This window comes from Litchfieldella xinjiangensis (assembly GCF_000759345.1).
GTDB lineage: Bacteria > Pseudomonadota > Gammaproteobacteria > Pseudomonadales > Halomonadaceae > Litchfieldella_A > Litchfieldella_A xinjiangensis.
Map to the genome: position 1 here is coordinate 1,042,905 of NZ_JPZL01000001.1, position 23,425 is coordinate 1,066,329.

23 protein-coding genes are annotated in these 23,425 nt (G+C 62.0%); 10 read left to right on the top strand and 13 right to left on the bottom strand.

Going from position 1 to position 23,425, the window contains the following annotated elements; translation table 11 throughout:
- From ispD to gap, 6 genes are all read right to left on the bottom strand, one after another.
- Positions 1 to 747: a 2-C-methyl-D-erythritol 4-phosphate cytidylyltransferase gene (gene ispD / locus JH15_RS04870; protein ID WP_043527530.1), complete on the bottom strand. Its 747-nt coding sequence runs from the start codon at positions 745 to 747 to the stop codon at positions 1 to 3.
- Positions 744 to 1,097 (bottom strand): cell division protein FtsB, encoded by a 354-nt coding sequence (gene ftsB, locus JH15_RS04875; RefSeq protein ID WP_052383899.1) that lies wholly within the window; start codon positions 1,095 to 1,097, stop codon positions 744 to 746. The genes ispD and ftsB overlap by 4 nt, the downstream gene beginning before the upstream one ends.
- A 78-nt stretch (positions 1,098 to 1,175) precedes the next feature.
- On the bottom strand, positions 1,176 to 2,339 hold the full coding sequence (locus JH15_RS04880) for a GNAT family N-acetyltransferase (protein ID WP_052383900.1): 1,164 nt from the start codon (positions 2,337 to 2,339) through the stop codon (positions 1,176 to 1,178).
- Positions 2,340 to 2,363: 24 nt separating this feature from the next.
- Positions 2,364 to 3,662, bottom strand: a complete 1,299-nt coding sequence (locus JH15_RS04885; protein ID WP_043527533.1) for a sensor domain-containing diguanylate cyclase — start codon at positions 3,660 to 3,662, stop codon at positions 2,364 to 2,366.
- A gap of 58 nt (positions 3,663 to 3,720) precedes the next feature.
- On the bottom strand, positions 3,721 to 4,050 hold the full coding sequence (locus JH15_RS18035; RefSeq protein ID WP_156105247.1) for a hypothetical protein: 330 nt from the start codon (positions 4,048 to 4,050) through the stop codon (positions 3,721 to 3,723).
- 230 nt (positions 4,051 to 4,280) lie between these two features.
- Positions 4,281 to 5,282, bottom strand: coding sequence for a type I glyceraldehyde-3-phosphate dehydrogenase (gap, locus tag JH15_RS04895; protein WP_043527535.1), 1,002 nt, complete (start codon positions 5,280 to 5,282; stop codon positions 4,281 to 4,283).
- Between the two features lie 193 nt (positions 5,283 to 5,475).
- On the opposite strand from gap, the gene edd reads away from it, so the two are divergent.
- The 7 genes from edd (at position 5,476) to mgrA (ending at position 13,893) form a co-directional block, all read left to right on the top strand.
- A complete protein-coding gene (edd, locus tag JH15_RS04900) occupies positions 5,476 to 7,365 on the top strand; it encodes a phosphogluconate dehydratase (RefSeq protein ID WP_043527536.1) in 1,890 nt (629 codons plus the stop codon).
- The gene (locus JH15_RS04905) at positions 7,362 to 8,330 is read left to right on the top strand and encodes a glucokinase (RefSeq protein WP_197053272.1); all 969 of its coding nucleotides are present in this window, start codon (positions 7,362 to 7,364) and stop codon (positions 8,328 to 8,330) included. Before edd ends, JH15_RS04905 begins: the two co-directional genes overlap by 4 nt.
- Complete coding sequence (locus tag JH15_RS04910; RefSeq protein ID WP_043527537.1) at positions 8,327 to 9,232, top strand: D-hexose-6-phosphate mutarotase; 906 nt, start codon at positions 8,327 to 8,329, stop codon at positions 9,230 to 9,232. Before JH15_RS04905 ends, JH15_RS04910 begins: the two co-directional genes overlap by 4 nt.
- On the top strand, positions 9,229 to 10,104 hold the full coding sequence (locus JH15_RS04915; protein ID WP_043527540.1) for an aldo/keto reductase: 876 nt from the start codon (positions 9,229 to 9,231) through the stop codon (positions 10,102 to 10,104). The genes JH15_RS04910 and JH15_RS04915 overlap by 4 nt, the downstream gene beginning before the upstream one ends.
- Before the next feature lie 123 nt (positions 10,105 to 10,227).
- Positions 10,228 to 11,880: a glucose-6-phosphate isomerase gene (pgi, locus tag JH15_RS04920; protein ID WP_043527541.1), complete on the top strand. Its 1,653-nt coding sequence runs from the start codon at positions 10,228 to 10,230 to the stop codon at positions 11,878 to 11,880.
- Entirely contained in the window at positions 11,877 to 12,839 is a 963-nt protein-coding gene (locus JH15_RS04925) for a carbohydrate kinase family protein (RefSeq protein WP_043527542.1), read from the top strand. Before pgi ends, JH15_RS04925 begins: the two co-directional genes overlap by 4 nt.
- 22 nt (positions 12,840 to 12,861) lie before the next feature.
- Positions 12,862 to 13,893, top strand: a complete 1,032-nt coding sequence (mgrA, locus tag JH15_RS04930) for an L-glyceraldehyde 3-phosphate reductase (RefSeq protein ID WP_043527543.1) — start codon at positions 12,862 to 12,864, stop codon at positions 13,891 to 13,893.
- An 83-nt stretch (positions 13,894 to 13,976) separates the two neighbouring features.
- Here mgrA and JH15_RS04935 read toward each other — a convergent pair whose 3' ends face one another.
- From JH15_RS04935 to zwf, 3 genes are read right to left on the bottom strand one after another with little or no spacing between them, the layout of a single operon-like run.
- Positions 13,977 to 14,639, bottom strand: coding sequence for a bifunctional 4-hydroxy-2-oxoglutarate aldolase/2-dehydro-3-deoxy-phosphogluconate aldolase (locus tag JH15_RS04935; RefSeq protein WP_043527544.1), 663 nt, complete (start codon positions 14,637 to 14,639; stop codon positions 13,977 to 13,979).
- 15 nt (positions 14,640 to 14,654) lie between these two features.
- Positions 14,655 to 15,320, bottom strand: a complete 666-nt coding sequence (gene pgl / locus JH15_RS04940) for a 6-phosphogluconolactonase (RefSeq protein ID WP_043527545.1) — start codon at positions 15,318 to 15,320, stop codon at positions 14,655 to 14,657.
- 1 nt (position 15,321) lies between these two features.
- Positions 15,322 to 16,815, bottom strand: coding sequence for a glucose-6-phosphate dehydrogenase (zwf, locus tag JH15_RS04945; protein WP_043527547.1), 1,494 nt, complete (start codon positions 16,813 to 16,815; stop codon positions 15,322 to 15,324).
- Between the two features lie 269 nt (positions 16,816 to 17,084).
- On the opposite strand from zwf, the gene JH15_RS04950 reads away from it, so the two are divergent.
- The 3 genes from JH15_RS04950 (at position 17,085) to JH15_RS04960 (ending at position 19,440) form a co-directional block, all read left to right on the top strand.
- Entirely contained in the window at positions 17,085 to 17,954 is an 870-nt protein-coding gene (locus JH15_RS04950) for a MurR/RpiR family transcriptional regulator (RefSeq protein ID WP_043527549.1), read from the top strand.
- Positions 17,955 to 18,001: 47 nt separating this feature from the next.
- On the top strand, positions 18,002 to 18,727 hold the full coding sequence (locus JH15_RS17465; protein WP_052383901.1) for an outer membrane lipoprotein carrier protein LolA: 726 nt from the start codon (positions 18,002 to 18,004) through the stop codon (positions 18,725 to 18,727).
- Between the two features lie 92 nt (positions 18,728 to 18,819).
- Positions 18,820 to 19,440 (top strand): hypothetical protein, encoded by a 621-nt coding sequence (locus tag JH15_RS04960; protein WP_043527552.1) that lies wholly within the window; start codon positions 18,820 to 18,822, stop codon positions 19,438 to 19,440.
- Here JH15_RS04960 and JH15_RS04965 read toward each other — a convergent pair.
- From JH15_RS04965 to JH15_RS04980, 4 genes are all read right to left on the bottom strand, one after another.
- Positions 19,437 to 19,799: a RidA family protein gene (locus JH15_RS04965; protein ID WP_043527554.1), complete on the bottom strand. Its 363-nt coding sequence runs from the start codon at positions 19,797 to 19,799 to the stop codon at positions 19,437 to 19,439. The genes JH15_RS04960 and JH15_RS04965 overlap by 4 nt on opposite strands.
- Positions 19,800 to 19,858: 59 nt before the next feature.
- Positions 19,859 to 20,713: a universal stress protein gene (locus tag JH15_RS04970; RefSeq protein WP_043527556.1), complete on the bottom strand. Its 855-nt coding sequence runs from the start codon at positions 20,711 to 20,713 to the stop codon at positions 19,859 to 19,861.
- Positions 20,714 to 20,803: 90 nt separating this feature from the next.
- The gene (locus tag JH15_RS04975; protein ID WP_043527558.1) at positions 20,804 to 22,294 is read right to left on the bottom strand and encodes a SulP family inorganic anion transporter; all 1,491 of its coding nucleotides are present in this window, start codon (positions 22,292 to 22,294) and stop codon (positions 20,804 to 20,806) included.
- A 307-nt stretch (positions 22,295 to 22,601) separates the two neighbouring features.
- Positions 22,602 to 23,381 carry a slipin family protein gene (locus JH15_RS04980; protein ID WP_043527560.1) on the bottom strand — a complete coding sequence of 260 codons (780 nt, stop codon included), beginning with the start codon at positions 23,379 to 23,381 and terminating at the stop codon, positions 22,602 to 22,604.
- Between the last annotated feature and the right edge of the window lie 44 nt (positions 23,382 to 23,425).

A 23,425-nucleotide genomic window follows, 5' to 3' on the forward strand; every position in this document is an offset into this window, starting at 1 on the left:
TCATTCGCCGCTCTCTTGAGTAGGAGTGATGGAAGGGGGGGACCCCGCCGACGAGGCCGCCGCCTGGGTTGCCAGGATATGGGCCGCCAGGGCCAGGTCCTCGGGATGGGTGACCTTGAGGTTATCGCGCCGGGCGGCGACCAGCCGGGGCTTGCCACCGAACGCCTCGACGGCCGACGCCTCATCGGTCAAGGCCAAGCCTTGGCGACAGGCAGCGGTCAGGGCATCGCTCAATACCCCGTAGCGGAAGCCTTGCGGGGTCTGCGCCTGCCACAACCCTTGGCGTGGCACGGTGGCCTGGACATGGCCCCGGTCATCGTCACGCTTGACCGTGTCGGCGACCGGTGCCGCCAGTAATGCCCCCCAGGGGGCATCGCTAAGCGTTGCCATCAATGCGGCCAGGTCCGAGACGCTCACACAGGGGCGCGCCACATCGTGCACCAGCACCAGGTCGTCCCGCGCCGCTTCAAGTTCGATGGCCGCCAGGGCATGGGCCACCGAGTCGGCCCGCTCGGCCCCTCCGGGTACGCGCCGCCAATGCTCGAAGGGCACCCAGGCGGGATCGAACCACTGGTCATCGGGATCCAGGCACAGGCAAAGTTCGGCGTCGGGCAAGGCTTCATGAAGCCGCTCGAGGGTATGCGCAAGAATGGGTCGGCCGCCCAGTTCAAGATATTGCTTGGGGCGATCGCCGCCCATCCGGCGGCCCTGACCTGCCGCGGGCACGATCCACCACACGCGACTCATCGGGGGGTCTCCTGGGCATCGCTCGGGAGAGAATCGACGGGCATGGCCTGCTGTTCGACGATAGCTGCCTCGGCGGCGACGCCCGGAACCCAGTAGAAGTGTTCATCCTCGCGCACCATGCCGATATCGCTACGCGCACGCTCTTCGATGGCATCGAGGCCATTCTTGAGGTCGACGACTTCAGCCGCCAGGCGCTGATTGCGTGCCCGCAGCGGCGAGTTTTCCTCTTCCAGGGCATCGGCCCGCGCCCGGATCTGGGCCAGCTCCTGCAGGCCGCCCTCCCCGAACCACAGGCGGTATTGCAGCAGTCCCAGCAAGGCGACCAGCACGATTGCGAGCCACTTCAACATTCACGACGTCCCGTCGGCGATTCATGATGCCGCGCATTATGCCATCTTCGCCGACGCCACGCCGAGTACGCATTGCATTCAGTGCTGCTTATAGGGCAGGGACGCGCTCAGTTCCTGATGATATGCCACCAGGTATTGGCGCTCCTCGGCACAGAAACGGGCCACGGCATGGCGAAGCCCGGGGTCGGCCAGGTAATGGAGCGAGCGTAACCGTCTCGGCGCAAAGCCCCTGGCCAACTTGTGCTCGCCTTGGGTACCGGGATCGAAATGACTCAGCCCCTGAGCCAGGCAATACTCGATGCCCTGATAGTAGCACGCCTCGAAGTGCAGGCAATCGGCTTCAACCTCACTGCCCCAATAACGACCATATAGGGTGTCCTGGCCCTGAAAGCACAAGGCGGCGGCGACCGGCCGCGATGCGTGCCACCCCTGGATGAGTACCAGGGTCTCGGGCATGGTCGCCAGTAACCGCCCGAAGAAGTCCAGGTTCAGATAGCCTTGCTGTCCGCGCTCCAGGTAAGTCATCTGGTAGCAACGATAAAAATGCGCCAGGTCGGCAGATGTGATCTCGTTCCCCACGCGCCGCGTCAGCGTTAGCCCCTGATCGGCGACCCGCCGCCGTTCACGGCGGATCTCCTTGCGTCGCTTCGAGGTCAGCGCGGCAAGAAAGCCTTCGAAGTCGCCATAGGCATCGTCGTGCCACTGGAACTGCACGCCGTGGCGCTCGATCAGTTGAGGGCAGGCGCTGCGCCAGGTATCGATCTCGCGATCCTCGGCGAAGAGAAGATGCCAGCTGGAAACGTCATCCGACGACCATGCCTCGGCCATGATCTGTCGTGCCTCGACGGGGTCAACGCCCGGATCGAGTACCAGCCGCGGCCCGGGCGCGGGGGTGAACGGAATCGCCGACAGGCCCTTGGGGTAATAGTCGCCGCCGGCCCGCTGCCAGGCATCGGCCCAGGCCCAATCGAAGACGTATTCTCCATAGGAATGGGCCTTGCGATAGTGCGGCATGGCACCGACCAACCTGTCCTGTTGCCATAGGGTCAGGTGATACGGAACCCAGCCGCTGCGAGAGCTGGCGGCACCGCTGGCTTCCAGAGCGTGTAGAAAGGCATGGCGAAGAAAGGGGTAGGCGTGACCTACGAGACCATCCCAAACCTCGGCGGATACGTCATCGATGGAATCGAGGCAAACAAGCGACAACGCGCCACGGCCGGGCTGCGGAGCAGTTTCTGACATTGTATTTCCTTGGGCGTGGGACGACTAGGCTTGCTGAACGCGGTTGCGTCCCAGACGCTTGGCGGTATACAGCCCCATGTCCGTACGATGCAGCAACTCTGCCATGGATTCGCCACGTATGCGCTCGGCGACGCCGAAGCTGACCGTCAATCCCAGCCAGTGGCCGTGGAACTCCACCTGGAGTTCCTCGAACTTGGCACGCATGCGCTCAGCCAGCATCATCGCTTCCTGTAGCGACTGACCACTCAGCGCCAGGGCGAATTCTTCGCCACCGATCCGCCCGAAGATATCGTTGGACCTGAGTGTCGTACGACAGACTTCACCCAGGCAGGCGAGCACCAGGTCGCCGGCAGCATGCCCCCAGGCGTCGTTGGTCTCCTTGAAGTGATCGACATCGAAAACCACCAGAGACAGCCGGGTATGCGTATGATCGGCGGACTCGAGCGCGCTCTCCAGACATCCCATGAACGCCGCACGATTGAGTGCACCGGTCATGCTGTCGGTGGTCGAGAGTTCGTGCAGGCGCATGTCGCGTCGCTTGCGATCGGTGATGTCGCGCCCCACCACCTGTAGCCACTGATAGCGGCCCGTCATGGGGCTGATATACGGAGAACAGTTGGCCTCCAGCCACAGATAGTGACCGTTGGCATGGCGTACACGGAGCTCGAGCTGTATCGACTGCCCTCGTGCCGCGGCTTCATGAATCAGACGCTGAATGCGTGGCGCATCGTCAGGCGGCAGCCAGCGAATCAGTTCCTGGCCATCCAGGGCCTGTGCATCGTAGCCGAGCACCGAGGTAGCCGAAGGCGAGACAAAGCGGCAGACCCCCTCGCTATCTATTAGTACGATCAGGTCGGATGCATTTTCGACAATGAAACGATAACGGCGCTCACTCTCGAGCAGGGCCAGTTGCGAATTCTTGTGGCGGGTGATGTCCTCACAGAAACCGTGCCATAGAATCGAGCCATCCGCTTCTCGTTGCGGGGTGGCATGCCCCGACACCCAGCGCACCCCTTCCAGGGGGTGGCAATAGCGGAATTCGTGCTGCCACTCAGTGAGGCTCATGGCACTGCGCTGGACGCTATGCCATAGACAATGGGAATCGTCAGGGTAAATCCGGGACAGGACGAGTTGCGGATTCTGCATTACAGCCTCGGCGTCGAGACCGAACATACGCTGCATGCTGGCACTCACCAAGGGAAAACTGAAGGCACCGTCCGGAGCGAGACGACACTGATAAAGGGTGCCTGGCAATTGCTCACTAAGGCGTTCGAAACGCTTCAACAGCTCGAAGCCTTCCGAAATCTGGGTCGTCATGTTCATGGTAGTCCCTTGACCTTCACCGCCCTGCCCAACGCTGCGACGGGGCAACGTAACAGGATCATCGCAGTGTGGCGGTTCCTGTCGCCAACGGCTCTCTCTCCTCGATCTCCTTCTGTCGGCTGGTGCTCTCGGCGTCATCGTCGCGCCCTCCGCTGGTCCGGGTTGCGGGACGCTTCACCGAGATGCTCTGGCGTGCGGCCAGCAACCCGCGCAGTTCGTCACGGCTGATGTCAACCCTGACGACGCCACGCGTGCCCGCCCAGGCGATCAGCAATGCCGGGAGATCACGTGTCTGGTCGACGCCCACGATACGTCCCATTCTGTCATGGCGCGCGTCCCGTATTCGTGACCCCAGCAGTAGTTGCACATCGTCTACGCTATTGCGCATCGCAGTCGACCATCCGTCCTGTAAACCGAGCAATTGTGTCAATCGAGGAATGTAGCTTTAACCTATACGTAATTTCGCAGCTTAGCAGGTTTGGCCATAAACGTGAGGATACAGCGGCCGGATTGGCCAGCTAACGAGCTATTGATGTGCACGACGCGCGAGCGGGCACAGCCAGAGCGAAAAAAGGGACATCCAAGGATGTCCCCAAGCCGTGAATCAGCTAGCGGATGTCAGCCAGCGGCCTGCATCGCCAGGGCCGTATCCAGCATGCGGTTGGAGAAGCCCCACTCGTTGTCATACCAGGCCATGACCTTGACCATGCGGCCATTGACGCGGGTGTGATTGGCATCGAAGGTAGATGAGTTCGGATCGTGATTGAAGTCGATGGACACCAACGGCTGGGCATTGACGGCCAGTACCGAAGACGCTTCGGCCGCCCGGGTGACGATCTCGTTGACTTCTTCCTTGGTGGTATCACGACTCGCCGTGAATACCAGGTCGACCAGCGACACGTTGATGACCGGCACGCGTACCGCCAGGCCGTCGAATTTGCCATCGAGCTCGGGCAGCACCAACCCGACTGCCGCAGCCGCACCGGTCTTGGTGGGAATCATGGACTGGGTAGCACTACGCGCCCGGTACGGGTCTGTGTGATAGACGTCGGACAGGTTCTGATCGTTGGTGTAGGCATGCACGGTGGTCATCAGGCCGTTTTCGATGCCGATGGCGTCATTCAGTGCCTTGGCCACCGGCGCCAGGCAATTGGTCGTGCACGAGGCGTTGGAGACCACGGTATGTTCGGGCTTGAGTACGCGCTCGTTGACCCCATAGACCACGGTGGCATCGGCATCCGGGCTAGGTGCCGAGATGAGCACGCGCTTGGCGCCGGCTTCCAGGTGTTTTGCGGCACCGGCACGCTTGGTGAATAGCCCGGTACACTCCATGACCAGATCGATCTCCAGCGACTGCCAGGGCAGCCGTGACGGATCGCGTTCGGAAAGCGTCTTGATTCGCTCGCCGTCGACGATAAGACTTTCCTCGTCATGCGAGACCGACTGAGCAAAGTGACCATGCACACTATCGTGCTTGAGCAGATGGGCGTTGAGTGCGGGATCGCCCAGGTCATTGATCGCAACGACCTGAATCCGATCGCGGTAGCCGTTCTCATACAGTGCACGCAGCACGTTGCGACCGATCCGGCCAAACCCGTTGATGGCTACACGTAACGTCATGGCGGCATCCTCATACATCTATGCTGTTGGGAGAGCGTGGCTGTTGTGGAAGCAAACGAAAGACCGCGACACCCGACAACAGCGAAATAATCCTACATGATTGGGCTAATCTGCCCCAGAAAACGGCGACATTCAAGGCGAATTTTTGTTAAATTTACCAACATACTGACCAAGACCGGCAAGCGAGGATTCCATGGCCATTCAACCGCCTCCCCTTCACGAAACCGTCGACCGAGTCACCCGACGCATCCGTGAACGTTCCAGTCATCGTCGCGACCTCTATGAGCAGCACATGGAGGAACAACACCGGCAGGGCGTCCATCGTGGCGAACTCTCCTGCGGGAACCTGGCTCACGGGTTCGCCGGCTGCGATCACCCGGGCGACAAGGATCGCCTCAAGCTGACCAACAGCGCCAACCTGGGCATCGTTTCCTCCTATAACGACATGCTGTCGGCGCATCGTCCTTTCGAGGACTATCCGGCAACCATCAAGGAAGCGGCACGCGGCATGGGCAGCACGGCCCAGTTCGCTGGCGGTGTCCCAGCCATGTGCGACGGCGTGACCCAAGGCCAGCCAGGCATGGAACTGTCGCTGTTCTCCCGCGACGTGATTGCCATGGCCACCGCCGTGGCGTTGTCGCACAACATGTTCGATGCTGCTTTATATCTTGGTATCTGTGACAAGATCGTGCCGGGTCTGTTCATCGGCGCTGCGCGATTCGGTCATCTGCCGGCGGTATTCGTGCCAGGCGGACCGATGACCAGCGGTCTGCCCAACAACGAGAAAGCGCGTGTGCGCCAGCTCTACGCCGAAGGCAAGGCCAGCCGCGAGGATCTGCTCGAAGCCGAGTCACAGTCCTACCACAGCCCGGGGACATGCACCTTCTACGGCACCGCCAACTCCAATCAGCTCATGATGGAGATGATGGGGCTGCACCTGCCCGGCGCCTCGTTCGTCAATCCTGGCACGCCGATTCGTGATGCACTGACTCGCTACGCCACCGAACAGGCCATTCGCAATACCGAGCAGAGCGGCGACTATCGGCCGTTCTACAAGCAGATCGACGAGCGAGCCATCGTCAATGCCATGGTGGGCCTGCTGGCCTCGGGCGGTTCCACCAATCACACCCTGCACCTGGTGGCGATGGCCGCGGCGGCCGGCCTGACCATCACCTGGGATGATTTCACCGAGCTTTCTGCGGTCATCCCCAGCATGACGCGCATCTACCCCAACGGTCAGGCCGACGTGAACCACTTCCAGGCGGCCGGCGGCATGAGCCTGCTGATCCGCGAGTTGATCGGCGCCGGGCTGATTCACGCCGACATTCCGACCGTGTTCGGCACCGACCTCACCGCCTATACCCAGGAGCCCTTCCTCGAAGACGGCAAGCTGGTGTGGCGCGAGGGCCCGGCCCAGAGCCATGATCTCGACGTGCTGCGTCCGGTTGCCGAGCCCTTCTCGCCCACCGGGGGCCTGACGGTCCTCGACGGCAACCTGGGGCGTGGCGTGATCAAGGTCTCGGCGGTCAAGCAGGAACACCGCGTCGTCGAGGCCCCAGTGCGCATCTTCAACGACCAGAACCAGGTCAAGGCGGCCTTCGAGTCCGGTGAGCTGGATCGTGATGTGGTGGTCGTGGTGCGCTTCCAGGGGCCCAAGGCCAATGGTATGCCCGAGCTGCACAAGCTGACCCCGTTCCTTGGCGTGCTGCAGGATCGCGGCTACAAGGTCGCCCTGGTCACTGATGGGCGTATGTCGGGGGCCTCGGGCAAGGTCCCTGCCGCCATTCATATCACCCCCGAGGCGATCGATCGCGGGCCGCTGGCCAAGCTGAAGGATGGTGATGTCGTGCGACTCGATACCGACAAGGGCGAGCTGCGGGCCCTGGTCGATGACGCCGAACTGTCTGGCCGCCCCTTGCTGGATCCCAACCTGGAGCACAACCACTTCGGCATGGGGCGCGAGCTGTTCTCCGGCTTCCGCCACCTGGCGGCAGGCGCCGAGGAAGGGGCCGGGGTCTTCGGCGGCTTCGAGAACGATGTCATGTCCCGTGAACTCGAAAAGATCCAGCAGGAGGATCAATGATCCGCCCTGCCCTGATTGGTGACATCGGTGGTACCAACGCCCGCTTTGGCCTGGTGACCCCGGATACTTTCGAGCTGCGGGACATTCGACAGTTGGCCTGTGCCGACTACCCCACACTGGCCGACGCGGTGCGCGACTACCTTGCTCAGGTCGGCCATGATGGCGAACAGGCACCCCGCGAGGCCTGCCTGGCCTTCGCCTGCCCGGTCCATGACGACCAGGTGCGCATGACCAACAACGCCTGGACGTTCTCCAAGCGTCAGGTCAAGGCCGACCTAGGGCTCGAGCTGTTTAAGGTGATCAACGACTTTACCGCCCAGGCATTGGGCGTTCCGCACGTCGATGCCAGCGACCTGGTTGCCGTGGGTGGGGGACAGCCCGCGGCCGGCGCGGCGCGTTTGGTGATCGGCCCGGGCACAGGGCTTGGCGTGGCCGGGGTATTCCCCGGCCAGCACGCCTGGGTGCCGCTGCCCACCGAGGGCGGCCATGTCACGTTTGCCCCTACCGACGAGCGCGAGCACAACCTGTTGCGCTATTTCAATAACCGCTACGGTCGCGTCTCGGTAGAGCGCGTGCTGTGCGGCCAGGGCCTGCTCGACCTGTATGCGGCGCACTGCGCACTCAAGGGGGCCAACCCGCGTCACGAAAGCCCTGCCGAGGTGACCAACGCAGCCAACCAGGGCGATGCCATCGCCGAGGAGACGATCAGGCGCTTCCTCAAGATCCTCGGTGACGTGTGTGGCGACGCAGCGCTGACGCTGGGAGCGCGGGGCGGTGTCTATTTATGTGGCGGCATTCTGCCACGGCTTCTCGACTGGCTGCCGAAAAGCCGCTTCCGTGAGGCCTTTGCCGACAAGGGGCGCATGAGTGCCTACAATGCGGACATTCCCATTTGGGTAGTGACCGCGCCCTGGACAGGTCTGCTCGGGGCAGCCGAAGCATTGCATAACGAGGAGGTGGCATGATTCCGTCGTCGCTGCGTGAATTGCTCGACGCGACACAAGGGCAGCGCCAGGCAGAATGGGCCGGACGCAACGTGTGGCTGGCTCGCGAATCCTGGGGCGAGATTGCGGTATCGCTGCAGGGTGCTCAGGTATTGCACTACCTGCCTTACGGCGCCACTCCTCCGGACGCTCCGCCACACCAGGACGCCGGCTGGCTGTGGGTCACCCCGACCCCGCAAGACCTGCCCGGCGCCATTCGCGGCGGCATTCCACTGTGCTGGCCATGGTTCGCCGATGAGCATACGGCCGACGAGACACCCGATCGCTCCGGCCCGATGCATGGCCCGGCACGCAAGGCCGAGTGGCACCTGGATGCAGTCGATGAGCATGAGGAAGGCATCGAGCTGCATCTGTCGCCGACCCAGCGCCTGCACAGCCAGTTGTCGCCGCGCGCAGTGATCCAGGCCAATGCCCAGCGGCTGCATGTCGAGCTGATCACCGAGCACCGCGGCGAGACGCCGGCTAAGATGACGGCCGCGCTGCACAGCTATTTTGCCGTGGCCGAGGCCCAGCGGTGTCGTGTCGAAGGCTTGGCCGGGGCCCGCTACCTGGACAAGAACCAGGGATTTGCCGAGCAGTTCCAGCAAGGTGAGCTGGGCATTCGCGGGCCAGTCGATCGTATCTACGAATCCAACCGGGTCACGATACTCGACGATGGCCGTCGCCGCTTGCGCATCGCCAAGCAGGGAAGCGACTCCACGGTCGTGTGGCATCCGGGCGATGCCCCGCCAGACGACACGCCAATCGATGCTGCGCCACGCTTTCTGTGTGTGGAAACCGCCTGCACGCGCCTCGATCCGGTGTGGCTGGTGCCTGGCGCTCAACACCTTCTGGCGGCAACGATCAGCGAGGCCACGGCATGAGCGAGGCTCTGACCATCGATGTGCCTTTCATGCTCGGCATGATGCGCCTTCGCGAGCGTGAAGAACTTCACAAGCCCGAAGCGATGGCCGACTGGATCGAGGCTCGCCTCGACCAGGGCCTGTACTGGTTCGACCATGCCGATATCTATGGCGATCGTCAGGGTGAGACCCTATTCGGCAATGCCTTGAGGGCCAGGCCCGCCCTGGCCCAGCGCGTGCATATCGTGACCAAGGGCGGCATCGTGACCCCGGCACGTGACACGTCGCGCCATGGGGTCAAGCATTACGACAGTTCACCCGAGTACCTGTCCCAATCGATCGACGAGTCCCTCAAGCGACTCGGGGTCGAGCGACTCGATCATTTCCTGCTGCACCGCCCTGACCCACTCATGGATACTGAGGCTACCGGCGAGGCTCTGGACAGGGCCATTGCCAGCGGCAAGGTCGCTGCGGTCGGTGTATCGAACTTCTTTCCCGAGCAGTGGCGTCGTCTGCAGGCATGCATGTCGAACACCCTGGCAAGTCATCAGCTGCAGCTCTCCCTGGCCCACCCCGAACCGCTTTTCGATGGCCTGTTCGATGCCGTATTGGCCGATGGGCTCAATCCCCTGGCCTGGTCACCGCTAGGCGGCGGCACGGTTTTCGAGGACGTGCTGGGCCAGTCCCTGGAGCGCCTGGCAGCCGACTATGACGCCAGTTCGTCCGGCCTGGCTCTGGCCTGGCTACGCGCCCTTCCCGGCCACCCGGTCCCGGTGATCGGCACCTTGCGCGAGTCACGTATCGACGAACTGCTCGCGGGCGCCAGCCTGACACTCGACCGGCCGACCTGGTTCGCCCTGCTCGAAGAGGCCCGCGGTGAACGCGTAGCCTGACAGACATTGCCCTCGCCGACGATTACCACAAACGTCTAAAGGTGACACGATTCACCTCAGCGTTATAGTCGTAGAAAGTCGTTGGCCGCCCGCTTCAAACAGCACAAGAACAGGACTCTCGCCATGTTCCGACTCACCCGCAGCGTGACCTGGAGGGCGCTCGAGCGACTCCATCAAGACACCGCCCAGGACCGTATCCGCGATTACTTCGCCAACGATCCCCAGCGCTTCGAGAAAATGAGCTTGCGTGTCGGCGGGCTGTTTCTCGATTATTCCAAGCATCACGTCTCGGATGCCGTGCTCGCCAAGCTGCTCGAACTCGCCGACCACTCGGCCCTGGTGCAGCGCCGCGCGCAGATGTTCTCGGGTGACATCATCAATGTCACCGAGAATCGGCCGGTCCTGCATACCGCCCTGCGCAACCTCGGCAATGAGCCACTGATGGTCGATGGGCAGGATGTCATGCCCGAGATACAGCGCACCCGCGAGCAGATCAGGCGCTTCTCGGAGGCGGTGCGCAGTGGCGAATGGAAAGGCTATAGCGGGGAGCGGATCCGCGATGTGGTGAACATCGGTATCGGCGGTTCGGACCTTGGCCCCAACATGGCCTGCCGGGCATTGCTCAAGTACCGCCAACCTGAGCTCAACTTTCACTTCGTCTCGAATGTGGATGGCGCACACATACAGAAGGTGCTCAAGCGGCTCGATCCGGCGACCACCCTGTTCATCGTCTCCACCAAGACGTTCTCCACCCAGGAGACCCTGCTCAACGCCAAGACGGCACGTCGCTGGTTCCTCGACAACGCCGGCGAGGACGCCGACGTCGGGGCGCACTTCATCGCGGCGTCCACCAATATCAAGGCCGCCACGGAGTTCGGCATTCGCGAAGAGAACGTCTTCGAGTTCTGGGCCTGGGTCGGGGGGCGCTATTCGATGTGGTCGTCGATCGGCCTGCCCATCGCGCTCTCCATCGGTTTCGAGGGGTTCATGGAGCTGCTCGAAGGTGCCTATGAGATGGATCAGCATTTCATCAGCGCGCCCAATGACCGCAACATGCCGGTGCTGATGGCCTTAATCGGTATCTGGTACATCAATTTCCAGGGTGCTGAAACGCAAGCCGTCGTGCCTTACGACCAGGCGCTGCACCAATTGCCCTCTTTCCTTCAGCAGCTCGACATGGAATCCAATGGCAAGTCGGTGGATATCTTCGGGCACCCGGTCGATTACAAGACCGGGCCGATCGTCTGGGGGCAGACCGGCTCCAATGGCCAGCATGCCTTCTTCCAGCTGCTCCACCAGGGCACCCGCTATGTTCCGATCGACTTCATTGCCTCGCTCAAGCCGGAGACAGGGGTCGAGGAACACCACTTCGCGCTGCTCACCAACATGCTGGCCCAGGCCAACGCCTTCATGGAAGGCAGTCAGCAAGGCAGTCAACTCGACCCTTACAGCTGCCCCGGCAACCGCCCCTCGAGCGTACTGCTGCTCGACGAGCTGACCCCCAAGAACCTGGGCGCGCTGATCGCCCTTTATGAACACAAGGTGTTCGTCCAGGGCGTAATATGGAACATCAATTCGTTCGACCAATGGGGCGTTCAGCTTGGCAAGCGTATCGCCGGGGAGATCAGCGAGCGTATCGATGAGCGCAGCCAGGACTTCGACGCATCGACGCAGGGCCTGTTGGCCCTGGTACGCCAGAATTTCGGCAAGTCCGAGGCGGTGGAAGCAACCCAGCCCCAGGACGGCCGCAAAAACAGGAAGGAGAAACCGCAATGACTCCAGTCATCGCGTTCGGCGAGGCGCTCGTCGACATGCTCTCGAACCGACTGGGTGATGACGCCGCGCAAGGGCCCGAGACATTCACCCCTTACGCCGGCGGCGCGCCGGCCAACGTGGCGGTAGCCTGTGCTCGGCTGGGCGTGCCCAGTCGCTTTCTCGGCATGTTGGGCAGCGATTACTTTGGCGACTTCCTGGCCGCTGAGCTTGCCCATCATGGGGTGGATGTTTCCGGCGTGGTACGTACCGATGCGGCACGCACGGCCCTGGCCTTCGTATCACGCGATGCCCAAGGCGAGCGCACGTTCGATTTCTACCGCCCCCCCGCGGCGGATCTGCTTTATCGTCTCGAGCACCTCCCCACCGGCGTCTTCGGTGAACCCGCGATCTTCCACCTCTGCTCCAACAGCCTGACCGACGCGGGCATTGCGGAAACCACGCTGGCATTGGCCGACATGGCCTCCAAGGCGGGCTGTTTGGTCAGCGTGGATGCCAACCTGCGGCATAACCTGTGGCCGACCGGCTACGCGGAGATCGGCCTGGTCACTCGCTTGCTCGACAGCGCCCAGTTGCTCAAGCTCTCGCGTGAGGAACTCGACTACCTGCGTGCCGATCATCCTGCCGATGCCTGGCTTGCCGAGCGCCTCGCAGCCGGCGTACGTCTGGTCATCATCACCGATGGCCCCTACGATGTAGAAGTCCGTACGGTCGGCTCGACCTTGTCAGTCACCCCGCCCATGGTGGTGCCCGTCGACACTACCGCAGGGGGCGATGCCTTCATCGGCGGCCTGCTTGCCATGATCGCCAAGGCGGGACTCGATCAGGGTTGGTATCAGGACGCGGCGCAACTCGAGCGTTTCGTGTCGGTCGCCTGCCATTGCGGTGCCCACGCTGTGACCCGGCCAGGCGCATACGCCGCGCTACCCACCCATGAGGACCTCGTGAGCCTCGGTTTGTAATCCATCCAACCAGGAGCGCTCCATGCCCTACCAGGCACACGAATCGCGTTACGAAAGCATGCCCTACCGCCGCTGCGGCAACAGCGGAATCGACCTGCCGGCCCTGTCGCTGGGCCTGTGGCACAATTTCGGCGATGTCGACACTCTCGACAACCAGCGCGACCTGTTGCGCACCGCCTTCGACCTTGGCATCAATCACTTCGACCTGGCCAACAATTACGGACCGCCGCCGGGCAGTGCCGAACGCAACTTCGGCCGGCTGCTACGCGAGGATTTTCGTCCCTATCGCGACGAACTGATCATCTCGACCAAGGCGGGCTATCCGATGTGGCCCGGCCCGCACGGCCAGCGCGGTTCGCGCAAGTCGCTGCTGGCCAGTCTCGACCAGAGCCTGTCACGCATGGGCCTGGACTACGTGGACATCTTCTACTCACACCGCGTCGATCCCGACACGCCCGCCGAAGAGACGGCCTCGGCCTTGGCCTCCGCCGTCCAGCAGGGCAAGGCGCTTTATGTCGGCATCTCCTCCTATTCTGCCGAACGCACACGCGAAATAAGCCAACTCCTGCGCGAGCGGCAGGTGCCCTGCCTGATCCATCAGCCGGCCTACAACATGTTCAATCGTTGGGTCGAGTCCGAGCTCCTCGACACGCTGGAGGCGGAAGGCATGGGCTGCATCGCCTTCACGCCGCTGGCCCAGGGGTTGTTGACGGGGAAATACCTCAATGGAGCACCTGACTCGGCGCGTATCAACCAACCCGGTGGCGGTTCGCTGATGCCTGAGCACTTGAGCGAGGAGAACCTGGAGCGGGTGCGTGCGCTCAATACGATTGCCGAACGCCGCGGCCAACGCCTGGCGCAGATGGCCCTGGCCTGGCTGCTGCGCGACCCTCGGGTCAGTTCGGTACTGATCGGCGCCAGCCGCACCGAGCAGTTACGTGAAAATGTCGCCGCCCTGGAACGTCTCGATTTCAGCGCCGAGGAACTCGAGGAGATCGACCGCTACGCCGTGGATGGCGAGGTCAACCTATGGGCGAAATCGTCGACGCTCTAAAGAAAAAAGACCCGCCTGATGGCGGGTCGAAACAACAGCACGGGCTGTCGAGAGAGAGATGTGTCGAGTCCGACGGGTTCAATTCAGTGGTGAAAGCGCTCCGCGGCCTGACGAGCGAGTTCGCGGATACCGTCCCAGTTTTCGGCTTCGATCAGTTCTTTGGGGGTCAGCCAGGACCCCCCCACGCACATCACATTGGGCAGTGACAGGTACTCTTCGGCATTGTTGACGGTAATGCCACCCGTGGGGCAGAAGCGGGCCTCGGGAATCGGTGCTCCGAACGCCTTGATGGCCTTGGCCCCGCCACTCGCCTCGGCCGGAAAGAACTTGAACCGACGGTAGCCGTATTGCCAGCCATTCATGAGTTCCGAAATGGTCGAGACCCCCGGCAACATCGGCACCGGGCTGCTGACCCCGTAACGATAGAGCGAATCGGTGGCCCCCGGAGTCACCACGAAGTCGGCGCCGACCTGCTCCGCCTGACGATACTGGGCCGGCGTCAGCACGGTCCCCACCCCGATGCTCGCACCCGGCAGCGCGTCGCGCATGCGCTTGATGGCGTCCAGTGCACAAGCGGTGCGCAGGGTGATTTCGAGCACCGGCAAGCCGCCCTCGACCAGAGCGCGGCCCAGCGGTACGGCGTCTTCGATCCGCTCGATGGTGATCACCGGAATGATCTCCGCCTTGAGACAGATGCTATCGAGTTCGGAAGTCCGGGTAGACGGCAGTTGCTTTTCGATGGTCATGGTTTGCTCCACAGATCAGGGGGCCCAGTAAACGGCCAGGGGGCAGGCCAGGAAGGCGCGAATCGGCAATTTGCGAACGTCGTCGCCAGCCAGCGCCGATGCCAGTACGGCCCGTTTATCTTCGCCGTTGAGGTGCAGCATGTGGCGACGCGCCTGGTGTAGACAGCCCGCACTCAGGGTAATGCGAGGCTGTGGTTGGCTCGGGGTACGCACGGCGACGACACTTTCGTCGGTGGACAAGGCCAGCCCCAGTTCGGGGCTGTCGGGAAACAGGGAAGCCGTATGGCCATCGCCCCCCATCCCCAGGATGACCACGCTGGCCGGCCAGGAGAGCTGTGCAATACGTGCCGCGACGGTTTCGACACCTTGTTCCGGGGTAGCGTCATCGGTGGTCAGCGGGACGAAATTGGCTTTAGCGGCGGCGGCGGTCAGCAGGTGGCGCCGCACCAGCCGCGCGTTGCTCGCGTCACTGCTCTCGTCGACCCAGCGTTCGTCGGCCAGCGTGACATCGACCCGCTCCCACGGCAGCGCCATGCTCGAAAGAGCCTCGAAGAAAGGCACGGGTGTCGAGCCTCCCGACACGACCAACAGGGCTCGCTCCTGATGCTCGAGGTCGGCCCTCAGCGCCTCGCTGACGGCTTCTGCCAGCTGCCTGGCCAGGTTTTCACGTGTCTGGCTCATATCAATAATCCTCGTACCAGCTACGTCCATCCTGCGTGATCATGGCAATCGAGGCCACCGGCCCCCAGGAACCGGCCGGATAGCGGCGCGGCGGACGGTCATGGTTGGCCCAGGCCTCGACCAGCTGGTCGCACCACTGCCAGGCATGTTCCACCTCGTCGCGCCGCACGAACAGGTACTGCTGGCCTTTCATGACCTCGAGCAACAGACGCTCGTAGGCATCGGGAATACGAGACTTGGGGAACGCACTGTTGAAGTCGAGATGCAGCGGCCCCGGGCGCAGGCGCATGCCCTTGTCGAGCCCGCTGTCCTTGGTCAGGACTTCCAGCGCAATGCCTTCCTCGGGCTGCAGGCGAATGATGAGCTTGTTGGAGGCCAGGCTGCGCTGGTCAGGGTCGAAGATATAGTGCGGCTGCTGGCGAAAGTGAATCACGATCTGCGACAGCTTGTCTGGCAGGCGCTTGCCGGTACGCAAGTAGAACGGCACTCCAGCCCACCGCCAGTTGGCCACTTCGGTCTTCATGGCCACGAAGGTCTCGGTGTTGCTGTCGGTGTTGGCGCCCTCTTCCTCGAGATAACCTGGGACGCTCTCGCCGTTGCAGGTTCCGGCGGTGTACTGGCCGCGTACCACGTCTCGCCCCAGGGAATTGATACCAAAGGGCTTCAGCGCCTTGAGCACCTTGACCTTTTCATCGCGAATGGCATCGGCATCGAGGTTCGCCGGCGGGTCCATGGCGATCAGGCACAACAGCTGCAATAGATGGTTCTGCACCATGTCGCGCAACTGGCCCGCCTGGTCGAAGTAGCCCCAACGCCCTTCGATCCCCACCTGCTCGGCAACCGTGATTTCAACATGGGAGATGTGGTTCTGGTTCCACTGGGTGCCGAACAGCGGGTTGGCGAAGCGCAGGGCGATCAGGTTCTGTACGGTTTCCTTGCCAAGGTAGTGGTCGATGCGGTAGACCCGGGTTTCGGGAAAGACCTCGCCGATGGCGTCATTGATCTCTTTCGAGGATTCGAGGTCGTAACCGATGGGCTTCTCGACGACGACGCGGGTATCTTCGTCGATACTACCGCTGGCCTGCAGGTTGCCGCAGATCGCGCCGTAGATGCTCGCGGGCACGGCCAGGTAGACCACCATCGGCTGGGTAGCCCCTTCGCGCCAGCGACGAATCGCCTCGAAGTCCCCGCTCTGGGTAAAGTCCACTTGAGCGTACTCGAGGCGGGCCAGGAAACGGGACAGTGCCTGCTCATCGAGTTCACTGGCCTTGACGCGTTTCTTCAGCGCTGTCTCGACCTTGGCCTTGAACGTGTCAGTGTCGTACTCCTGACGCGCCAACCCAAGAATGCGGGTCGACTCGGGTAGCAGTCTCTCACGATCGAGCTGAAACAATGCCGGATAGAGTTTGCGCAGCGACAAGTCGCCCAGTGCGCCGAAAAGCGCCAGGTCGACTTCGGTATCGGTCAGTCCCAATGCCCTGCTTTGCTGGCTCATCCACGCCCCCTGAAAAAAATGGTTAAATTACGCACAAAATACGTTACCGGGCCCGTTGAAGGCAATATTTTAAGTAATGTTACCACCAATAAAACCCCATTGCGCTAATCCGCTTGGCCGGGCCTTTGGCTCGCGCTAGGATGTCTCCCATGTAGTTATATCACCACATCGGTAGACCGACTCCCCTGGTCACGTCACTACAGTGTGGCACAGCCTCACCTCGTGGTCCGATTTCCCCCTGTTACCCGTCACGGAGTGTCCTTCTCTTCATGGCCAGCCACGATCTGATCGCTCGCATCCGTACGCGCCTCGATGAACTGAACCGCTCTGAGCGCAAGGTCGCCGAAGTCATCCTTCAGGATCCGGCCTCAGCCACCGGCATGAGCATTGCCACACTGGCCCAGGCCGCCTCGGTAAGCGAGCCCACCGTCAATCGCTTCTGTCGCAATTTCGAGGCCAAGGGCTATCCCGATTTCAAGATCAAGCTGGCCCAGAGCCTGGCTGGCGGCACGCCTTATGTCAGCCGTAGTGTAGAACGTGATGACAATGCCGCGGGCTATGGCGACAAGATCTTCGGGGCGACCATCGCCGCCCTCGACGATGCCCGGCGTGCCCTCGATGCCCGACGCGTCGAACGCGCGGTGGACTACCTGATCCAGGCCAAGCAGATTCATTTCTTCGGACTCGGTGCCTCGGGGCCCGTCGCGCAGGATGCGCAGCACAAGTTCTTTCGCTTCAACCTGCCGGTGATGGCCTACGAGGATGTCCTCATGCAGCGCATGGTGGCCGCCTCCTGCCATACCGGGGATGTCGTGGTCATCATCTCGTACACCGGGCGAACCCGTGAACTGGTCGAGATCGCAAGATTGGCCCGCGACAATGGCGCCGTGGTTCTCGGAATCACCGCACCGGGCTCGCCATTGGCCAGTGAGTGCACCGAGACCCTGGAGGTGATCACGCCCGAGGACACCGACGTCTATATGCCGATGACCTCGCGCATGATCCATTTGGCGTTGATCGATGTCCTGGCCACCGGCGTGACCCTGCGGCGTGGGGAGGACTTCCTCGTTCATTTGAAGAAGATCAAGGATAGTCTGCAGGCGACGCGTTTCCCCGCGGGTAATAGCGAGACACCCTGACATTTTCCGTTAAGATAGAGTCACACTCTTCGATACGAGCCGTTACGATGCCCGCCGCTTATCTTGCCACGGCTATACGTCTTTGCGCCGGCCTGTCACTGCTTTTTGTCATGCTGTTGCTGCCCCCGCTAGCCCATGCCTTCGATCTCGAGGCGCTGGGGGAACGCCTGGCCCAGCCCGCCGCCTTGCAGGGTCGCTTCGAACAACGCAGCTGGCGTGAAGAGCAGCAGACCCAGCTGCACGGCGACGGACGCTTCCTCTACCAACGCGATACACGGGTCATCTGGCAATTACTGACCCCCGAAACCATGACGCTGGCGTTCTACGAGGGCATGCCTGCCCCGGGTAGCCGTGACGACAAGGCCGAATCGGTCGAAGCCGCGTTCATGCTGCTCGACGACCGCTATGCCTTCGCACGGCACCTGGTTGCGATGATGGGAGGCGATTGGGAAACGCTCGATGACTTTTACGAGTTGCGCTTCGAAGGGGATGCCGAGGCCTGGCAGGTCCAGCTTCTGCCTCTCGCCCCGCCCCAGGAAAATGACTATGGCCGGTTGACGCTGGAAGGTGGCGAACGGCTGGACCGCATCAGCCTAGTCAGTCGCATAGGCGATTCCCTGGAAGTCACGCTGCTCGAACAACGTGCCGTGGTGGATATCGGCTTGCAGAACTTCATTCAGACCTGGTTCAGCCGGCAACAGCCGGAGACGGAGACGGAAACCATCGAGGTGGACCTGAGCGAGGATGACGAAGGCGAGGATGAGGACGACTAACGCTTGAGCCCAGGGCCTGGCTTCAGTTCTCGGCGCGCTGGCCGATAACCGTATATTCCCTCGCCGTTTCGGCCGTAGCCCCAGGAGCCCAGATGCCCGCCAAGCCCCTTTCGATATCGATCGTCATCGCCACGCTCGCCATCGCGGGACTGGCCCTTGCCGGAAGCGGCCTGCGTTGGCCCCCTTCGCCTCAGGACCTGGCGCCTCTGGGCACCTTCGGCCTCACGCTGGTCGCCGCCATGAGTCTTCTGCTCCTGCTGGTGGCCCTGCTGCATGGGCTGCGTAGCCAACAACGAGCACTGACCATGAGCCTCGAGGCCCAGTACCGCCAACTGCGTGCCGCAGAAACCGCCCATCTCATGGACCGCTTCGTACATCAGGCCGAGGCCCTGCTCGACAAGGAGAGCCTCGATCCCAACAAGCGTACGGTGCTGCGCTGCCTGGCCGTCGATGCCCTGCGTGGCAACACCGGACGCGGCGATCCTAACGTCGCTCGACTGGGCAGACTGTTCGAGTGGCTGGCAGACGAGGCCGACGAAGCCAAGGGCGACAAGACCCGCATGCGACTGATCGATCCGATACTGCGTCAGTACGCTGAGCTCGCCAGCCAATTGTGCCAGGTAGGGGAATGTGAAGCGGAGCGGCTGGCGGCCTTCCTGCGGCACCAACCGAAGCGCGTGGAGACCGCCAGCGAGGAAGCGACCGACGCCTAGACGGGTGGTATCGCCGCCGTCACGGTGATCTCGACATTCAGGTCATCGGCAGGCATCGGAGCACAGACACAGGTACGTGCCGGCGCATGGCCTTCGGGTACCCACGCATCCCACACGGCATTCATGGCTGCGACATCACTCGCATTCTTGAGATAAACCGTGGCCGACAGCAGCCGATCACGATCGGAGCCAATCTCCTTGAGCAGCGCATCCACACGCGCCAGCATGCTTTCGGTCTGTGCGGTCACATCCTGCCCGCGGGCCTCGGGGCCGGCTACCTGACCGCAAAGATAGGCAACGCCATTATGGATTACTGCGCGGCTCATGCGTGCCTGGGCGTCATGTCTGACTATGGTCATGTCGTCCTCGTTTCGATGTGAGTATGTCTCGTGGCCTGGTCGCCGTGCCCCTATCGGGTTCAGCGCAGCAGCAGTACCGGGATGCTTGCATGGCGCAGCATTGCCGTGGTGGTACTGCCCACCAGGAGATGGCGAATTCGCGAGTGGCCGTAGGCGCCCATGACCAACATGTCGATGTCGTGCTCTCGCTGATAGCCGCACAGGCTTTCTTCGACATCACCAGCACGAATTTCGCCGTGCGCCTCGAAACCGGCATCGTGCAGGGCCCCAAGGGCCCAGTCGAGTTGCGACCGCGTATCGGACAGCCCCGCGCCAATCATGATCACGTGCACCTCAATGCCCTTGAACAAGGGACTCTGGGCGATCATCTCCACCCCCTTGCGGGTGGTCTTGCTACCGTCGAAGGCCACCATGATTCGCGCCGGCTTGCGATAGGCATCAGGCACTACCAGGATCGGACGATGCAGGCTGCGTACGACACGCTCGAGATTGGAACCAAGATGTTCAATCGCCATGTGCGCCGTCTCGCCACACTTGCCTACGACCAGCAGACGAATCTCGCTTTCCAGTTCCGTCAGGGTCTCGACCAGTTCGCCGTTGCGCTGACGGGTTGCAGGCGCTTCCACCCCATCCTGCTGGGCACGCGACTTGGCGGCATCGAGCATCAACCGTCCCCGCTCCTGGGCAATTCTGGCACGCCTTTCATCGAGACTGGCCAGTTCCTCGAGCAGGTGTTCGCGAGACCCCAGACCGATGTGACCGGAAAGATCGGCCTCAGCGGTTTGCGGGTGGTTATCGACCACATGGAGAAAGGTGAGCGGTGCGCCTAGCGCGAGGCTGGCCCAGGCGGCGTAATCGCACACCCCTTCCGAGAATTGCGAGCCGTCGATAGCGGCCATCACCTGTTCGGTCATCGTGTGATTTTCCTTACTGGCGTCATTGTCGATATCGTCCCGTTGTACCGCATTGCGCCGGGGGTGAACATCCCCGACGCTTGCGCCAGATCAATGTCCGCCCATCAATTTCTCGACGGCTTCGGGATTGTCATGGACTGCGAAGCGATCGACGATCGTCGCACTGGCCTCGTTGAGTCCCACCAGCTCCACTTCGGTCCCCTCGCGGCGGAACTTGATCACCACACGATCCAGCGCCTGTACGGCGGTGATGTCCCAGAAATGCGCTCGGGAAAGATCGATCACCACCTTCTCGACGGTTTCCTTGAAATCGAAGGCCGCCATGAAGCGCTCGGATGAAGCGAAGAACACCTGGCCCACCACCGCGTATTCACGACCCCGCCCGTCCTCGCTTGCCTGGGAGCCGATGTACAGGATATTGCCGACCTTGTTGGCGAAGAACATCGCTGCCAGCAGCACGCCGACGAATACACCGATCGCCAGGTTGTGGGTCCACACCACCACCACCACGGTGGCTACCATCACGATATTGGTCGACATCGGATGCTTCTTGAGATCACGTAGCGATTCCCAGCTGAAGGTCCCGATCGAGACCATGATCATCACCGCCACCAAAGCCGCCATGGGAATCTGGGATACCCAGTCGGACAGGAAGACCACCATCAGCAGCAGCACGACGCCGGCAATCAGCGTGGATAACCGGGTCCGCCCGCCGGATTTTATGTTGATCACCGACTGGCCAATCATCGCGCAGCCCGCCATGCCACCCAGTAGGCCGGAACCGATGTTGGCGATGCCCTGGCCCTTGCACTCACGATTCTTGTCGCTTCCGGTGTCGGTCAGGTCATCGACGATGGTCGCCGTCATCATCGACTCGAGAAGCCCTACCACACTGAGCATGATGGAATAAGGCAGAATGATCATGAGGGTTTCTAGGGTGAGCGGTACGTCCGGCCACAGGAACACCGGCAGCGTATCGGGAAGTTCGCCCATGTCGCCCACCGTGCGGATATCCATGCCCGAGAAGATATACACAAGAGTTAGCACCACGATGCATACCAGGGGCGACGGTACGCTCTTGCCGATGGCGGGAAGATAGGGAAACAGATAGATGATTCCCAGGCCCGCCAGGGTCATGACATAGACATGCCAGGTGACATTGGTGAGTTCGGGGATCTGAGCCATGAAAATCAGGATCGCCAAGGCATTGACGAAACCGGTGACCACCGAGCGTGACACGAAGCGCATCAGGTCGGCAAGCTTCAGATAGCCCGCCACGATCTGCAGTACCCCGGTGAGCAACGTGGCTGCCAGCAGATACTCGAGTCCGTATTCGCGGACCAGCGTGACCATCAGCAGCGCCATGGCCCCGGTGGCGGCGGAAATCATTCCCGGCCGTCCGCCAGTGAAAGCAATCACGACGGCGATACAGAACGAGGCATACAGGCCGACCTTAGGGTCGACACCGGCAATGATCGAGAAGGCAATGGCCTCGGGAATCAGCGCCAGGGCCACGACGATACCCGACAGGGTGTCGCCCTTGAGGTTGGAAAACCATTCTTGCTTGATGGAGCGTATCATGCTGCGGTCCAATCCAGGGGTCAGATAAGGCGCCAGAGCACCAGGAAAACGGGAATCGCACACGCCTGCCCGGCACGGGGAATGCCGGGCAGGCGTGTCATGCATGCCGCCCTATTATCGGGCGACATGACGGGGAGAGGGTGCGCTAGGGTGGCGTGCAGCCGGCCTGGGGCGTGCTGCGGGGAGTAACGAAACTCACGCGCTGTCGATCCCTTTGCTCATGAAGATAGAAGAACGCCTTGGACTTTCGTCTTAGGCGCTCTTGCCGAGAAGGGGCGAATTCTATCAGATCAGGGAGAATCACGCATCACGCCGAGTCCGGACCACTCCCCGATCCCTTGTTGCTTCCCATCTGCTTGAAGGCATCCATCAAGTCGATGGGGAGAGGCACGACGATGGTCGACGCGTTTTTGTTGCTCATGTCGCTCATGGTCTGCAGATACCGCAGTTGCAACGCGGCTGGGTTGCCGGACATGACGTTGGCCGCCTGGAGCAACTTCTCGGAGGCCTGCATCTCGCCTTCGGCATGGATGACCTTGGCGCGACGCTCGCGCTCGGCCTCGGCCTGGCGGGCAATGGCGCGGATCATGCTCTCATCGAGATCGACGTGCTTGATCTCGACATTGGCGACCTTGATCCCCCAACCCTCGGCCGAGATGTCGATGATCTCCTGGATATCGTCATTGAGCTTGTCACGCTCGGATAGCATTTCGTCGAGATCATGCTTGCCCAACACAGAGCGCAGTGTTGTCTGGGCCAGTTGGCTGGTGGCATTGACGAAGTTCTCGACCTGGATGATGGCCTTCTCGGGATCGACGACGCGAAAATACAGCACCGCGTTGACACGCACCGTGACGTTGTCCTGGGAGATCACATCCTGTTCGGGAACGTCCATGGTGATCACCCTCAGATCGACGACATCCATCTTCTGAATCCCCGGAAGAATGAAAAACAACCCCGGCCCCTTCACCCCCTGAAAACGCCCAAGGAAGAACACCACCCCCCGCTTGTACTCGGGCAGGATACGAATCGAAGCGGCCAATAGCATGAGCGCCAGTACAACCGGTACGAGATACGAAATCATCATGATGTCTCTCCTTGGTCTTCAGGTTGCTAAACGTGTAAGCGTCT

Coding starts and splice junctions, on each gene's coding strand:
- ispD (WP_043527530.1), bottom strand. CDS start 747: ATGAGTCGCGTGTGGTGGATCGTGCCCGCGGCAGGTCAGGGCCGCCGG.
- ftsB (WP_052383899.1), bottom strand. CDS start 1,097: ATGTTGAAGTGGCTCGCAATCGTGCTGGTCGCCTTGCTGGGACTGCTG.
- JH15_RS04880 (WP_052383900.1), bottom strand. CDS start 2,339: ATGTCAGAAACTGCTCCGCAGCCCGGCCGTGGCGCGTTGTCGCTTGTT.
- JH15_RS04885 (WP_043527533.1), bottom strand. CDS start 3,662: ATGAACATGACGACCCAGATTTCGGAAGGCTTCGAGCTGTTGAAGCGT.
- JH15_RS18035 (WP_156105247.1), bottom strand. CDS start 4,050: ATGCGCAATAGCGTAGACGATGTGCAACTACTGCTGGGGTCACGAATA.
- gap (WP_043527535.1), bottom strand. CDS start 5,282: ATGACGTTACGTGTAGCCATCAACGGGTTTGGCCGGATCGGTCGCAAC.
- edd (WP_043527536.1), top strand. CDS start 5,476: ATGGCCATTCAACCGCCTCCCCTTCACGAAACCGTCGACCGAGTCACC.
- JH15_RS04905 (WP_197053272.1), top strand. CDS start 7,362: ATGATCCGCCCTGCCCTGATTGGTGACATCGGTGGTACCAACGCCCGC.
- JH15_RS04910 (WP_043527537.1), top strand. CDS start 8,327: ATGATTCCGTCGTCGCTGCGTGAATTGCTCGACGCGACACAAGGGCAG.
- JH15_RS04915 (WP_043527540.1), top strand. CDS start 9,229: ATGAGCGAGGCTCTGACCATCGATGTGCCTTTCATGCTCGGCATGATG.
- pgi (WP_043527541.1), top strand. CDS start 10,228: ATGTTCCGACTCACCCGCAGCGTGACCTGGAGGGCGCTCGAGCGACTC.
- JH15_RS04925 (WP_043527542.1), top strand. CDS start 11,877: ATGACTCCAGTCATCGCGTTCGGCGAGGCGCTCGTCGACATGCTCTCG.
- mgrA (WP_043527543.1), top strand. CDS start 12,862: ATGCCCTACCAGGCACACGAATCGCGTTACGAAAGCATGCCCTACCGC.
- JH15_RS04935 (WP_043527544.1), bottom strand. CDS start 14,639: ATGACCATCGAAAAGCAACTGCCGTCTACCCGGACTTCCGAACTCGAT.
- pgl (WP_043527545.1), bottom strand. CDS start 15,320: ATGAGCCAGACACGTGAAAACCTGGCCAGGCAGCTGGCAGAAGCCGTC.
- zwf (WP_043527547.1), bottom strand. CDS start 16,815: ATGAGCCAGCAAAGCAGGGCATTGGGACTGACCGATACCGAAGTCGAC.
- JH15_RS04950 (WP_043527549.1), top strand. CDS start 17,085: ATGGCCAGCCACGATCTGATCGCTCGCATCCGTACGCGCCTCGATGAA.
- JH15_RS17465 (WP_052383901.1), top strand. CDS start 18,002: ATGCCCGCCGCTTATCTTGCCACGGCTATACGTCTTTGCGCCGGCCTG.
- JH15_RS04960 (WP_043527552.1), top strand. CDS start 18,820: ATGCCCGCCAAGCCCCTTTCGATATCGATCGTCATCGCCACGCTCGCC.
- JH15_RS04965 (WP_043527554.1), bottom strand. CDS start 19,799: ATGACCATAGTCAGACATGACGCCCAGGCACGCATGAGCCGCGCAGTA.
- JH15_RS04970 (WP_043527556.1), bottom strand. CDS start 20,713: ATGACCGAACAGGTGATGGCCGCTATCGACGGCTCGCAATTCTCGGAA.
- JH15_RS04975 (WP_043527558.1), bottom strand. CDS start 22,294: ATGATACGCTCCATCAAGCAAGAATGGTTTTCCAACCTCAAGGGCGAC.
- JH15_RS04980 (WP_043527560.1), bottom strand. CDS start 23,381: ATGATGATTTCGTATCTCGTACCGGTTGTACTGGCGCTCATGCTATTG.